The following is a 12892-nucleotide window of genomic DNA, read 5'->3' on the forward strand; positions in this document are numbered from 1 at the left end:
CTTCGCGCAAAGAGCAGCACCCATGGCCAAGATCAACGGCAACGAAATCCGTCCCGGCAACGTCGTCAACCACCAGGACCGCCTTTGGGTCGCGGTCAAGGTCGACCACGTCAAGCCCGGCAAGGGCGGCGCATATGCGCAGGTCGAACTCAAGGCCATCCTCGGCGGCACCAAGCTCAACGAGCGCTTCCGCTCGGCCGAGACGGTGGAGATCGTCGATCTCGAATTCCGCGACTTCACCTATCTCTACGAGCAGGGCGACAACCTGGTCTTCATGGACCAGGACAGCTACGAGCAGGTCGAACTGGCCAAGGACTTCCTGGGTGACCGCGCAGCCTTTCTGCAGGACGGCATGAAGATCACGCTCGAAATGCACGAGGACACGCCCTTGGGTGTGAAGTTCCCGCCCAATGTGGTGCTGGAAGTGACCGAGGTCGATCCGGTGCAGAAGGGCCAGAGCGTTTCCAGCCAGTTCAAGCCGGCAATCCTCAGCAACGGACTCAAGGTCATGGTGCCGCCCTTCATCGCTGTCGGCGAGCGCATCGTCGTCGACACGGCCGAAGCCACCTATATGCGCCGGGCTGACTGACCATGGCACGTTCTGCAATTCTCAACGTCATGGTCAATGCCGCGCTCAAGGCCGGCAAGTCGCTGACCAAGGACTTTTCGGAAGTCGAGAACCTCCAGGTCTCGCGCAAGGGGCCGGCCGACTTTGTCTCCAAGGCGGACCTGCGTGCCGAGCAGATCGTCTTCGGCGAGCTGCAGAAGGCCCGCCCGACCTATGCCTTCCTGATGGAAGAGGGTGGTGAAGTGGCCGGAACCGACGGCCAGCATCGCTGGATCATCGATCCACTCGACGGCACCACCAACTTCCTTCACTCCATTCCGCTCTTTGCCGTGGCCATTGCCCTCGAGCGCGCCAACGAGATCGTCGCTTCGGTGATCTACAACCCGATTCTCGACGAGCTCTACACCGCCGAAAAGGGTGGCGGCACCTGGCTCAACGACCGCAAGCGCCTGCGCGTCGCCGGGCGCCGCTCGCTGGCCGATGCCGTGGTCTCGACCGGCATCAAGACGCAGGGCACGAGCAACGACGCGCTGCAGCTGCGCCAGCTGGCTCATATCAACCCCGCCGTCGCGGGCATCCGCCGCTCCGGTTCCATCTCCATGGACCTGGCCTGGCTTGCCGCGGGACGGTTCGACGCGCTCTGGGAAGCCGGCCTTGCCCCCTGGGACGTGGCGCCGGGCCTGTTGGCGGTCAAGGAAGCCGGCGGCTTCGTCTCCGACTTCGCCGGCACCACCGGCTCGGTATGGAACGGCCAGGTCGTGGCCGGCAACGAAACCCTTCAGGCCGCCCTGCTCAAGGAACTGCGCCCGATCCAGTGATTCCCATGCATGCCTTCCGCCTGAAGCTGCGGAAGGCATTGCGATCGCCCATGGCGTTAACCTTTCCCGTTGCCCCGCTCGCGCGGGCTGACTAGTCTGCGCGCATGTGATTTGCGCGTGAGGGGCAAGGTTCAGGCAGATGACGCAAGGCTACGATCCCTACCACCTCGCCTCTCCCACTGTTTATCTCATCAAGATCGTGATCTTCCTGGTGCTGGTTGGCCTGGTGGCGGCCATCCTCATCGGCAACATCGTCACTTTTTTCTGGGCCAATCCCTTCATCAACTCGATGATCTTCCTGGCGCTCGCCGTCGGTATCTTCCTCAGCTTCCGCCAGGTCATTCGCCTTTTCCCCGAAGTGAAGTGGGTGAACTCGCTCCAGGACGGCAACACCACCAACGTGCGCTCGCCCATCCTCCTTGCCCCGGTGGCAGGCATCCTGCGCGAACGGATCGGCGAGGCGGTGATCACGCCGACCTCCATGCGCTCCATCCTCGATTCCGTCGGCAATCGCCTCGATGAAGCCAAGGACACCTCGCGCTACCTCACTGGCCTGCTGGTGTTCCTCGGCCTCATGGGTACGTTCTACGGCCTGCTTGAAACCGTGAGCTCGGTGGCCGGCGTCATCAACGCGCTCGACGTCACTGCCGGCGACAGTGCCTCGCAGTTTGCCAGCCTGCGCGAGGGCCTCGCAGCGCCGCTGGCGGGCATGGGCACGGCCTTTTCGTCCTCGCTGTTCGGCCTTGCCGGGTCGCTGGTCCTGGGTTTCCTCGATCTCCAGACCAGCCAGGCGCAGAACGCCTTTTATACCGATCTCGAGGACTGGATGACCTCGATGACCGAGCTCGACCATCCGGTCAGCGCCATGCAGGCCAATGCCGGTGGACCGGAAATGCAGGCCATGTTCGACCGACTCGGCGACAGCATGCAGAACCAGAACTCCTCGCAGAACGCCATCCGCGCCATGGCCGAACTGGCCCGTGGCATCGATGGCCTCGTCAAGCATATCCGCGTGGAGCAGGATGACCTGCGCCGCCATATCAACGAGCAGGGCGAGACCAACAAGAAGCTGCGCGAACTGATCGACGCCGTGCTGACGCAGGCCGATACCGAGCGGCGGAACTAAGCCATGCCGGGAGCCCGTTCCCGCAGGCGGCAGGAGGCCAATTACTGGCCCGGCTTTGTCGATGCGCTGTCGAGCCTCCTGCTCGTCATCATCTTCATGCTGTCGCTCTTCGTGCTGACCCAGTTTTTCCTGGGCCAGGAACTGCAGGGACGCGACACGGCGCTCTCCCGCCTCAATTCACAGATTGCCGAGCTTACCGAACTCCTGCAGCTCGAACGCGCCAATTCCGACGACCTGACCTCGCAGATCGCGACGCTGACCGCGACCCTGGGCAGTGCGCAGGCCGAGAATACCGAGCTCTCCAACCAGCTGGCGGGCATCGGCGCCGGCATCGGCGACAAGGATGCGACCATTGCAGGGCTCCAGGACGAGCTGCGCGCCGCCGAGGACCTGTCCGACGAGGCCAATGCGCAGGTGGCGCTGCTCAACCAGCAACTGGCCGCGCTGCGCACGCAGATTGGTGCCCTTGAAGCGGCGCTGGAGGCTTCCGAGGCGCGCGACACCGAGTCCCGCACCCAAATTGCCGACCTGGGCCGCAGGCTGAACGTTGCCCTTGCCCAGCGCGTGCAGGACCTGGCGCGCTACCGCTCCGACTTCTTCGGCCGGCTGCGGCAGATCCTCGAGGGCCGTGCCGATGTGCGCGTGGTGGGCGACCGCTTCGTGTTCCAGTCCGAAGTGCTGTTTGATCCCGGTCAGGCCGATATCTCGCCCGAAGGCACGCCCGATCTCGACGCCCTCGCCGAGGCCATCCTCCAGCTCGAGCAGGAAATTCCCTCCGATATCAACTGGGTGCTGCGCATCGACGGCCATACCGACATCCGCCCGATCAGCAACGAGCGGTTCCCCTCCAACTGGGAACTCTCGGCCGCCCGCGCCATCTCGGTCGCGCGGTACCTGGTGAGCAAGGGCGTTTCGCCCAACCGCCTGGTGGCGGCTGGTTTCGGTGAGTTCACGCCGCTTGATCCGGCAGAGACGGAGGAGGCGTATAGGCGGAACAGAAGGATCGAGTTCAAGCTGACGGAAGGGTGAAAGTGGATTCCCGCTTTCGCGGGAATGACGCCGTGGAGGGCTGATTTTGCCCCTACCCCGCCTCGTCCAGGCGGAACTGCAGCTTGGCCAGTTCGGCGTAGCGGCCGCCTTTGGCGACGAGTTGATCGTGGGTGCCCTGGTCGATGATCTGGCCGGCGTCGAGCACTAAAATATTGTCGGCGTCGCGGATGGTGGCGAGGCGGTGGGCGATGACCAGGGTGGTGCGGCCTTCCATGAGGCGCTCCAGTGCCACCTGCACCAAGCGCTCGCTCTGCGCGTCCAGCGCCGATGTCGCCTCGTCCAGCAGCAGGATCGGCGCGTCCTTCAGAATGGCGCGGGCAATGGCGAGGCGCTGCTTCTGGCCGCCCGAGAGGGTCACGCCGCGTTCGCCCACCATCGTGCGATAGCCTTCGGGCAGTTCGGCTACAAAGTCGTGCACCAGGGCAGCTTTGGCTGCGGCTTCGATCTCGGCATCGGTCGCATCGGGCTTGCCGAAGCGGATGTTGTCGGCGATCGTGCCGGCAAAGATCGTCGGTTCCTGCTCCACATAGGCGAAGCGCTGCCGCAGGGGCACAAGGGCCGCCTGGCGGATGTCGACGCCGTCGACGCGGATGACGCCACCGGTGACATCGTAGAAGCGCTGTAACAGCGACAAGGTCGTCGACTTGCCCGAACCCGACGGGCCCACCAAGGCGACGGTTTCGCCTTTGGCGACGGTGAAGCTGACGCCATTGAGGACGCGTTCAAACCCCGTACGATCATAGCCGAAGACCACATTGTCGAATTCCACTGTGCCCAGCGGCGGCACCGGCAGCGGTGTCGGGTTTATTGGATCGACAATGCTGGCTTCGGTGTCGAGGATTTCGGTCAGCCGCTCGGTGGCACCGGCCACCTGCTGCAAAGTGCCCAGAACGTCGCTGATATTGGTGAGCGCACCGGAGGCCATCAGGGCATAGACAAGGAACTGCGCCAGCTCGCCGGCGCTGACCGTGCCTTCGAACACGGCGCGGGCGCCCCACCAGACCAGCGCCACGATGGCCGCGGTGCCCAGGAATATGGCCATGCCGACAAGGACGGCGCGGGCACCCAGCCGGTGCACTTCGGCGTGGTAGCTGTCACGGCTGTGACGATTGTAGATGCCGGACTGTACCGCTTCCTGGGTAAACGCCTTGACGGTGCGCGTCGCCCCCAGCATTTCGGTGGACATGGCCGAAAGGTCGGCGAGCGCATCCTGCGTACGCCGCGACATGCCGCGGAGGCGGCGGGAATAGGCAATCAACGGAAAGAGGATGCACGGGACCAGCACGACCACCGCAATGGTCATGACCGGGCTGGTCAGCATCATCATCACCAGCGCGCCAAGGATGGTGATCAGGGAGCGCAGCGCCAGCGACAGGCTCGACCCGACGGCAAAGCGGATTACCCCGACATCACCGTTGAGCCGGCTGGTCAATTCGCCGACCCGGTTGGTGTCGAAGTAGCGGCTGTCGAGGCGCAGCAGATGACCGAAAACGGCTTCGCGCAGGTCCGCCAGCACTTTTTCGCCGAGGCTTGAAATGAAATAGAAGCGCGCGCCGCTGGCCAGGCCCATGATGGCCGCGATGCCCACGATCAGCCAGCCATAACGGGTGACGTTGTCGAGGTTCTGCGCGAGGAAGCCCTGGTCGATGGCGCCGCCCATGACAAAGGGAATGGCCAGCGACGACAGCGCCGAGACCAGCAGGAACAACACCGTCAGCACCAGCCGCAGGGGATAGCGCGCGACGAAGGGGACCAGCCGGCGTAGCGGCTGCAGCTTGCGCGCATTCACCAGGGGCGTGGTTGCGATTTTTTCAGGGTCAGCCTGAACCCGAACGGCTTCATCTGTCATCGCGCGGCTTGCCATTCTGCTTCGGGTCTGCATGAGGGCTAGACCGCAGGGAGGCTTCGATATAGGCACAAGGGAGATGGGCAGCAACCGCTTTGTCCGGTGCGAAATTGCCGCGCCCATAGGCTTGCGGAGTGCCCGGGCTTTCTGTATGAAGCCGCCAACACCAGTTCCATGCTCTCCGGGCGCCGCGGCGCCCGTTTGATTTGAGGCGATACCGATGAAGGCTGATACCCATCCGGACTACCACACCATCACTGTGGTCATGACCGACGGCACCAAGTACGAAACCCGCTCGACCTACGGCAAGGCCGGCGACACGCTGCAGCTCGACATCGACCCCAAGACCCACCCGGCCTGGACCGGCGGCACGGGCCAGTTGCTCGACCGCGGCGGCCGCGTCTCGCGCTTCAAGGAGCGCTTCAAGGGTCTCGGCCTCTAAGGCTGGTCTCGACAGGATTTTAGAAAGCCCGGCCTTGTGCCGGGCTTTTTGTTTGGGCGTTTGACTCCAGATCGTCACCCTCGGGCTTGACCCGAGGGCGTTACACCTCGCTGAGATTACGTAGGTGCAGAGCCCTCGGGTCAAGCCCGAGGGTGACGTGCGGTGATTGGGGAGCCCACGGAGTAACGGACGAAGGCCCCAGGAATGTACCGACTTACCGCCCGAACGCCGCTTTGAGACGGGCGAGCTGGTCGGCGATGCCGTTGGCGGTGCCGGGATCGAGTACTGGCATCTTGCCGCGTTCCATGGTGTCGAGTTGCATCACCCGGTCGAACAGGCGGTCGCCTTTGTCGATGAAATCGCGCAAGGCCTGCGGCAGCTGGTCAAAGCCCGGGCCGCCCCGCTCCGAGGGGGTGGCGGAGAACTTGACCTTCTCCTTTTCGGAACGGGCGTTCTCCCGCGTGATCTCGCCTTCGTTTACGGCGCGCTGCAGGAGGAGCCAGGAGGCCAGCTGCATGAGGCGTGTCGTCAGGCGCATGGATTCGGTGGCGTAGAGGAAGGACGCTTCGCGGCTGAGGATGCGGCTGTCGGAGCGGCCATGGCCGTCGAGATAGGTGGCGACCTCCTCGATCAGGCCCATGCCCTCGCGATAGAGTGCGTCGAAGCCGCTGGAGGCGACGATGCGCGGACCGATGGAAATGGCGTGGGCCGTCTCGTTTGCTTCGCTCAAGCGCTCGCTCCTCTTTCCCGTAAACTAACCCGGATTGGATCGATGGTCACGCCGCCGACGTGTTCTAGCTGAAAAGAGCTTTAACATCAGGGCCATACCAAGGCAGAAGCCGATATATGGGCGAAAAAAAGAGCGGCATGGAAACCGCTCTCGAAGTCAACAGGGAGGCGTCAAACAGAGGGAGAAACCGCTCTGAAGAATCCAGAAGATCTGAATACTTGAAGCTTAACGCGCGGAGATTAATTGCACGTTAACAGGACTCGATTTCTTAACCCTGCCTGCTTGGCTTCCATTGACCATCGCCTAGAGCTTGAAAGCCGACTCGGCTGCGCGCTTGGTCGCCACCCGTGCGTCGATGGCGCCTTTCAGCCGCTCGATCTCGCCTTCGAGGAGTCCGATCCGTTCGCTCAACTCCTCGACTGACAATGTATCGATCGGCATGCCCACTTCGTGGCCCTTGGGCTTCTTGATTTCTTCGTCAAACATCGGGAGCCTCCTTTGCCAGCATCAGCGGCGCAGTTTAGCCCCGCGCTCTTGCAGAGCAAGAGTGCTTGCGCCAGCATGGGGCATGACCCTGCCCCAGCATATGCAAGCCGTTGCCATTGCCCGCCCGGGAGAACCGGACGGACTGGAAATCCGGACCTGGCCGATCCCTGGCATAGGCGAGAACGAGGTCCTGATCCGCGTTGCCGCGGCCGGGGTGAACGGCCCCGACCTGGCGCAGCGGCGCGGGCACTATGACCCGCCGCCCGGTGCCTCGCCCCTGGCGGGGTTGGAAGTGGCCGGCGAGATCGTGGCGATGGGCAGCGTGGCCACCGGCTGGCTGCCGGGTGACCGGGTGATGGCGCTGACCAATGGCGGCGGCTATGCCGAATATGTTGCTGTTCCGGCGGGGCAGGTCCTGCCCGTGCCGACGGGTTGGTCGGTCGGTGATGCTGCCGCCCTGCCCGAAACGTGGTTCACCGTGACGCAGACGCTGGTGATGCGTGCCGGCCTTGAGCCTCAAATGTCCGTGCTCATCCACGGGGCCTCGGGCGGCATCGGTGGAGCGGCCATCCAGATCGCGTCCATACTGGGCGCGCGCCCGATCGCTATCGTCTCCTCGCCTGCCAAGGCCGACTACGCCAAGGAACTGGGTGCCTGGGCCACAATCGACCGGAGCGAGGATATCGCCGCACGGGTGATGGAACTGACCGGGGAGCACGGAGCCGATCGGGTGGTGGACGTGGTCGGCGGTCCCATGGCCGAGATCAACATTGCCGCCAGCGCAATCGGCGGCCATATCGTCCAGATCTCGACGCTGGACGGCAGCAGCGCCAAGCTGTCGCTCCGCACCATCATGGCCAAGCAGTTGACGCTGTCGGGCTCGACCCTTCGTCCCCAGAGCGCCGAAACAAAGCGCGCGATCGCCGGGCGGATCCGGCAGGACCTGCTGCCGGCCCTGTCGCAACCCGGTTTCCGCAAGCCGCGCGTCACCGTCTTTCCGCTTGCGGCGGCGGCGGAGGCTCATCGCGCCATGGAAGCAAGGAGCCATATCGGCAAACTCGTCCTCGTCACCCAATTCGGCGCGACGCTCTAGCTGGAGAAGCGTGGGGCAAAGGTCACATCGCCATTGCGGATCAGCCGCCAAAGCCATATATTGCGGACAGTTCCCCCTCAGCATGAAGCAAAGAGGCGGAGCGGCCCGGCGGAAAGCCGGCCGCGCCTGCAGGAGAGATTTATCATGACCCAGCCCTTGTTGATGCCCAAGGCAACCGCCGTCTGGCTCGTGGACAACACTGCGCTCTCGTTCGAACAGATTGCTGCCTTTTGCACACTGCATCCGCTTGAAGTGCAGGGCATTGCCGATGGCGACGTCGCCGGCGGCATCATGGGTGTCAACCCGATCCAGAACGGTCAGCTGACCAAGGAAGAGATCGAAAAGGCCGAGGCCGACCCCAACTACCGCATGAAGCTCAGCGAACCCAAGGTTCGCGTGGCTGCGGCCAAGCGCAAGGGTCCACGCTACACCCCCATCTCGCGCCGCAACGAACGCCCCAACGCTATCAAGTGGCTGGTGCGCAACCATCCCGAGCTCAAGGACGCGCAGATCATGCGCCTGGTCGGCACCACCAAGTCGACCATTGACTCGGTGCGTGAATCCACCCACTGGAACTCGGCCAACCTGACGGCCATGGATCCGGTGACGCTGGGCCTCTGCTCGCAGATCGACCTCGATCTCGAGGTCAAGCGCGCCTCCAAGGGCGCGGCCGGTCCGGACGAGGCGGATGAAGGCACCATGCTGATGACGGCGGAAGAGGCCCTGGCCCGCTCCGGCGCCCGCGGTTCTGCCGAGGGCGAGGAGGACGAATTCGCCAGCACCGACCACCGCCCCGAAGCCGCGCAGGACGAGTTCGACGCCGACTCGGTCTTTGCCAAGCTCAAGTCGCTCAAGAGCGACACGGACAACTAACCCTTTGGCCAGCAGGAGCCTTCGTTGGAAAACAACATCCTGCTGGCCGTTTTCGTTCTCCTGGCTGCCAGCGTCGCGCTGGTGCCACTGGCCAAGGCTTCGGGCCTTGGCACCGTCCTCGGCTACCTCGCCGCAGGCGTGCTGATCGGGCCCTTTGGCCTGGGCCTCGTCTCCGACAGCGAACTGATCCACCAGATCGCCGACATGGGCATCGTCATGATGCTGTTCCTGATCGGCCTTGACCTGCAACCGACCGAACTCTGGCGCATGCGCCACAAGCTGCTGGGCCTGGGCGTTACCCAGATGGTGCTGAGTTCGGGGATGATTGCCCTAGTGCTGATCTCGGCCGGCTTCGAGCCGGGCAGCGCCACCATTATCGGCCTGGCTCTTGCCATGTCGTCCACCGCCATCGCCATGCAGTCGGTCGAGCGGCGCGACATCACCCGCACCAATGCCGGCCGGGCCAGTCTCTCCGTCCTTCTGGTGCAGGACGTCTCCGTCATCCCCATCCTGGCGGCCATTCCCCTGCTGGCACTTCCCGGCGGCGTCATCGATGCCGAAGTGGTCGAGGCCGTGGAAGCCGTTGCCGACCCGCGCGACTGGGTGACGCCGGTAATCATTGTCGGTGCCTTTATCGGCGCGCTGGTCGCCAGCCGCTACCTGGTGCGCCCGCTCCTGCGCTTCGTAGCGCGCGCCGGTGTGCGCGAAGCCTTCACGGCGCTGGGACTGGCGATCGTCTTCGGCACGGCTCTGCTGGCGCAGTCGCAGGGCTTCTCGCCGGCGCTCGGGGCCTTTATCGGCGGCGTGCTGCTGGCCGACAGCGAGTATAGGCACGAGCTCGAAAGCAATATCGATCCCTTTAAGGGGCTCCTGCTCGGCCTGTTCTTTATTTCGGTGGGCACGTCGATCGCGTTCGACGTCCTCTGGTTGCAGCCACTGCAGCTTGCCGCGCTGGTGCTGGGCTTTGTCGGCATCAAGATCGCCGTGCTCTTTGCCCTGACCAGCATGTTCCGCATGCACCTGGCCGACCGGCTCCTTGTGGCCATCCTGCTCAGCCAGGCGGGCGAGTTCGCCTTCGTGATCTTCCAGTTCGCGCACGAAAGCGGCGCCATGACTGATACCGACCACGCCATGCTGTCGGTGGCGGTGGCGCTTTCGATGGCCACCACGCCCCTGCTGCTGCTGGCCTTCGACCGCTTCGTCGCGCCGCGCCTCGATGCACGGCAGCTGCCCCGGCCGCAGGATACGATCGATGCGGAGCGCAAGATCGTGGTGCTTGGCTATGGCCGTTTCGGCCAGATCATCACCCGCATGCTGCGCGCCCAGGGCTTCGACATGACGCTGATCGACGACGATCCGGCGCAGATCGAACTGGTGCGCAAGTTCGGGGTGAAGGTGTTCTATGGCGATGCATCGCGTCTCGCCCTGCTGCAATCGGCCGGGGTGGCGCATGCGGATCTGGTGGTGATCGCCGTGGGCGGGGCGGGCCGTATCCTCGACATCGGCCGCGCCGTGCGCCGGCATTTTCCCGATGTGCCCGTCGCCGCCCGTGCTGTGGATCGCGGTCATGCGCATGAATTGATGGCGCTTGGAATCACCGTCTTCGAACGCGAAACCTTTCTTTCGGCCGTGCGGCTGGGCGAGAAGGTACTGGTTCAGCTCGGCATTGCGCCCAATGACGCGATGCACATGGCCCAGGCCTTCGAGCGGCACGACAATGACCTGCTGGAACAGAGCTTTTCCGTGCGGCACGACGAGGCGGCCTTTATCGGCATGGTGCGCAGTTCCATGGGCCTGCTCAACGAGGCCATGAATGCGGACCGCCCCACGGGCAACCTTGTTGACAAGCCGGCGGCAAAGCGTACCGAGTAGTACGACGCCTGCAGCCTGCCGCCGGGCGACCCACCACCGGACCTTCCATGCCGCCAATCGATCCATTTTTCGTCGCGATCGCCGTGATCGCCGTCCTCATTGTCGGGCTCAGCAAGGCCGGACTGCTGGGCAGCCTCGGCATGGTGGGCGTGCCGCTGCTTAGCCTCATCATGCCCGCGCGCGACGCCGCCGGCATGATGCTGCCGGTGCTGCTGGCCATGGACGCCTTTGCAGTCTGGACCTATCGCAAGGAGGTGAACTGGCACATCCTGCGCATCATGCTGCCCGGCGCCGCCATAGGCACCATTGCGGGGTGGCTGCTCTGGTCCATGGTCTCGGACGATGCCGTGCTGCTGTTTGTCGGCGTGGTGACGCTGCTTTTCGTGCTCGACGCTATCCTGCCGCTGCGCAAGAAGCTCGAGGGCCTGCCGCCGTCCAAGCCCTGGGGCGCGTTCTGGGGCGGCTTTGCCGGCTTCACCAGCTTCATCAGCCATACCGGTGGCCCGCCGTTCCAAATCTATGTGCTGCCCCAGCGCTTGCCGCCTGCCGTCTATTCGGGCACCAACGCGGTGTTCTTTGCCATCGTCAACACGGCCAAGCTGATCCCCTATTTCTTCCTGGGCCAGCTCAACGTCCACAACCTGCAACTGTCGGCAGCGCTGATCCCGGTGGGCATCGTGGGCGTTCTCGTCGGCATCTACCTGGTGCGGCGCATTTCGATGAAATGGTTCTACCGAATCGCCTATTGGCTGGTTTTTCTTCTGGCGCTCTACCTCGTCTACAAGGGCGCACAGGGCCTGTTCTTTGCCGCCTAACAAAAAAGGGCCGCAGCACCCGCTGTGACCCTTTCCTACTCGGAACGCCAGTGCCGCTACTGGCCGTTCGAACTATAGCGGTAGATTTCGTCCTTCAATTCCAGCTTCTTGCGCTTGAGTGCGCTGACCATCAGATCGTCGCGCCGGGTATTTTGCAACTCGGCCTGGATCCTGCGGTCCAACTCCTGGTGGCGCCGTTCAAGCGCCGCGATATGCCCTTCAGTCGTCATGACAACTCCTAGAAAGCCTATGTGGACGAATCAATCGTCACAAATAATTCACGGACTGTCGACCACTTTCGGTCGCTGGTGGAAATCTGGTGCAAAACACCCTGTGATCGGCTAACCAGACATGAGCGTCGACTGCCGGGGTTGAGTTGAATTCAATGCTTTCACTGACCAAGGAAGAGGAAGCTGCGCTCGGGCTGGAACTGGCCACCAAACGCCAGGAACACAGCGATCTCGACGCCGCCATCGAGACGCTGACCGCATCGCACATTGCCGACCGGATGCTGATCCAGCGCCTCAAGAAGCGCAAGCTCGCACTCAAGGATCGCATCGTGCAGATCGAGAATATCCTCCTGCCCGATATCATCGCCTGACGCGCTGCACCGGCTTGAGATGTGGCGAAATCTGGGCTATCTGCGCGCTTTGTGGAGCTCGAGGGAACTAGCTCTATGCTGACCAAGCCACTCGTTGCCATTGTCATGGGCAGCCAGTCCGACTGGCCCACCATGCGCCTTGCCGCCGAAACGCTGGAGGCGCTGGAGGTGGAATACGAGGCGCGCATCGTCTCCGCCCATCGCACGCCCGAACGGCTGGTGGACTTTGCCACCAATGCCCGCTCCGAAGGCTTCAAGGTCATCATCGCAGGTGCCGGCGGCGCGGCTCACCTGCCCGGCATGATCGCTTCGATGACACCGCTGCCGGTCTTTGGCGTTCCAGTAAAGTCCAAGGCGCTGAACGGGCAGGACAGCCTCCTCTCTATCGTCCAGATGCCTGGTGGTATTCCCGTCGGGACACTGGCCATCGGCGAACCCGGCGCCATCAATGCGGCGCTGATCGCTGCTGCCGTCCTGGCGCTGGCCGACGATGAACTGGCCGATCGCCTCGACCGCTACCGGGCGCGGCAGACCGCATCCGTCCCGCTCTTTCCTGCAGATACCGAGTAGAC

At 63.8% G+C, this 12892-nt stretch carries 15 protein-coding genes; 11 read left to right on the forward strand and 4 right to left on the reverse strand.

The genetic code is table 11. The annotated features are described in order from the left end of the window. Window positions 1-22 precede the first annotated feature (22 nt). The 4 genes from efp to VIL88_RS05050 all read left to right on the forward strand — a co-directional run bounded on the left by efp (window position 23) and on the right by VIL88_RS05050 (window position 3541). Entirely contained in the window at window positions 23-589 is a 567-nt protein-coding gene (gene efp / locus VIL88_RS05035) for an elongation factor P (RefSeq protein ID WP_331986648.1), read from the forward strand. A gap of 2 nt (window positions 590-591) precedes the next feature. Further along, entirely contained in the window at window positions 592-1386 is a 795-nt protein-coding gene (locus tag VIL88_RS05040; RefSeq protein WP_331986650.1) for an inositol monophosphatase family protein, read from the forward strand. A gap of 139 nt (window positions 1387-1525) precedes the next feature. Further along, a complete protein-coding gene (locus VIL88_RS05045) occupies window positions 1526-2512 on the forward strand; it encodes a flagellar motor protein MotA (RefSeq protein WP_331986652.1) in 987 nt (328 codons plus the stop codon). A gap of 3 nt (window positions 2513-2515) precedes the next feature. Beyond that, on the forward strand, window positions 2516-3541 hold the full coding sequence (locus tag VIL88_RS05050) for a peptidoglycan -binding protein (RefSeq protein ID WP_331986654.1): 1026 nt from the start codon (window positions 2516-2518) through the stop codon (window positions 3539-3541). A 52-nt stretch (window positions 3542-3593) separates the two neighbouring features. On the opposite strand, the gene VIL88_RS05055 is transcribed toward VIL88_RS05050, so the two are convergent. After that, window positions 3594-5411: an ABC transporter ATP-binding protein gene (locus VIL88_RS05055; protein ID WP_331986656.1), complete on the reverse strand. Its 1818-nt coding sequence runs from the start codon at window positions 5409-5411 to the stop codon at window positions 3594-3596. 217 nt (window positions 5412-5628) lie between these two features. On the opposite strand from VIL88_RS05055, the gene rpmE reads away from it, so the two are divergent. After that, the gene (gene rpmE / locus VIL88_RS05060) at window positions 5629-5850 is read left to right on the forward strand and encodes a 50S ribosomal protein L31 (RefSeq protein ID WP_314257717.1); all 222 of its coding nucleotides are present in this window, start codon (window positions 5629-5631) and stop codon (window positions 5848-5850) included. Between the two features lie 214 nt (window positions 5851-6064). Here rpmE and VIL88_RS05065 read toward each other — a convergent pair whose 3' ends face one another. Together VIL88_RS05065 and VIL88_RS05070 are read right to left on the reverse strand one after the other, a co-directional pair. Further along, window positions 6065-6580: a DUF1465 family protein gene (locus VIL88_RS05065; protein WP_331986660.1), complete on the reverse strand. Its 516-nt coding sequence runs from the start codon at window positions 6578-6580 to the stop codon at window positions 6065-6067. Between the two features lie 303 nt (window positions 6581-6883). Beyond that, window positions 6884-7066, reverse strand: coding sequence for a DUF1192 domain-containing protein (locus tag VIL88_RS05070; protein WP_331986662.1), 183 nt, complete (start codon window positions 7064-7066; stop codon window positions 6884-6886). An 82-nt stretch (window positions 7067-7148) separates the two neighbouring features. On the opposite strand from VIL88_RS05070, the gene VIL88_RS05075 reads away from it, so the two are divergent. From VIL88_RS05075 to VIL88_RS05090, 4 genes are all read left to right on the forward strand, one after another. After that, entirely contained in the window at window positions 7149-8159 is a 1011-nt protein-coding gene (locus VIL88_RS05075) for an NAD(P)H-quinone oxidoreductase (protein ID WP_331986664.1), read from the forward strand. Between the two features lie 144 nt (window positions 8160-8303). Then, entirely contained in the window at window positions 8304-9032 is a 729-nt protein-coding gene (locus VIL88_RS05080) for a DUF1013 domain-containing protein (protein WP_331986666.1), read from the forward strand. Window positions 9033-9056: 24 nt separating this feature from the next. Then, window positions 9057-10904 carry a monovalent cation:proton antiporter-2 (CPA2) family protein gene (locus VIL88_RS05085; protein ID WP_331986668.1) on the forward strand — a complete coding sequence of 616 codons (1848 nt, stop codon included), beginning with the start codon at window positions 9057-9059 and terminating at the stop codon, window positions 10902-10904. A 47-nt stretch (window positions 10905-10951) separates the two neighbouring features. After that, on the forward strand, window positions 10952-11719 hold the full coding sequence (locus VIL88_RS05090; protein WP_331986670.1) for a sulfite exporter TauE/SafE family protein: 768 nt from the start codon (window positions 10952-10954) through the stop codon (window positions 11717-11719). A 56-nt stretch (window positions 11720-11775) separates the two neighbouring features. Here the strand turns inward: VIL88_RS05090 and VIL88_RS05095 are convergent, their stop codons facing one another. Then, entirely contained in the window at window positions 11776-11949 is a 174-nt protein-coding gene (locus VIL88_RS05095) for a YdcH family protein (RefSeq protein ID WP_331986672.1), read from the reverse strand. A gap of 164 nt (window positions 11950-12113) precedes the next feature. Here VIL88_RS05095 and VIL88_RS05100 point away from each other — a divergent pair, with 164 nt between their 5' ends. Both VIL88_RS05100 and purE read left to right on the forward strand, forming a co-directional pair. After that, window positions 12114-12320 carry a YdcH family protein gene (locus tag VIL88_RS05100; RefSeq protein ID WP_331986884.1) on the forward strand — a complete coding sequence of 69 codons (207 nt, stop codon included), beginning with the start codon at window positions 12114-12116 and terminating at the stop codon, window positions 12318-12320. A gap of 75 nt (window positions 12321-12395) precedes the next feature. Next, window positions 12396-12890, forward strand: a complete 495-nt coding sequence (gene purE / locus VIL88_RS05105; protein ID WP_331986673.1) for a 5-(carboxyamino)imidazole ribonucleotide mutase — start codon at window positions 12396-12398, stop codon at window positions 12888-12890. The last annotated feature ends 2 nt before the right edge of the window (window positions 12891-12892 follow it).

It is taken from the genome of Devosia sp. (genome assembly GCF_036563435.1).
Taxonomy (GTDB): domain Bacteria; phylum Pseudomonadota; class Alphaproteobacteria; order Rhizobiales; family Devosiaceae; genus Devosia.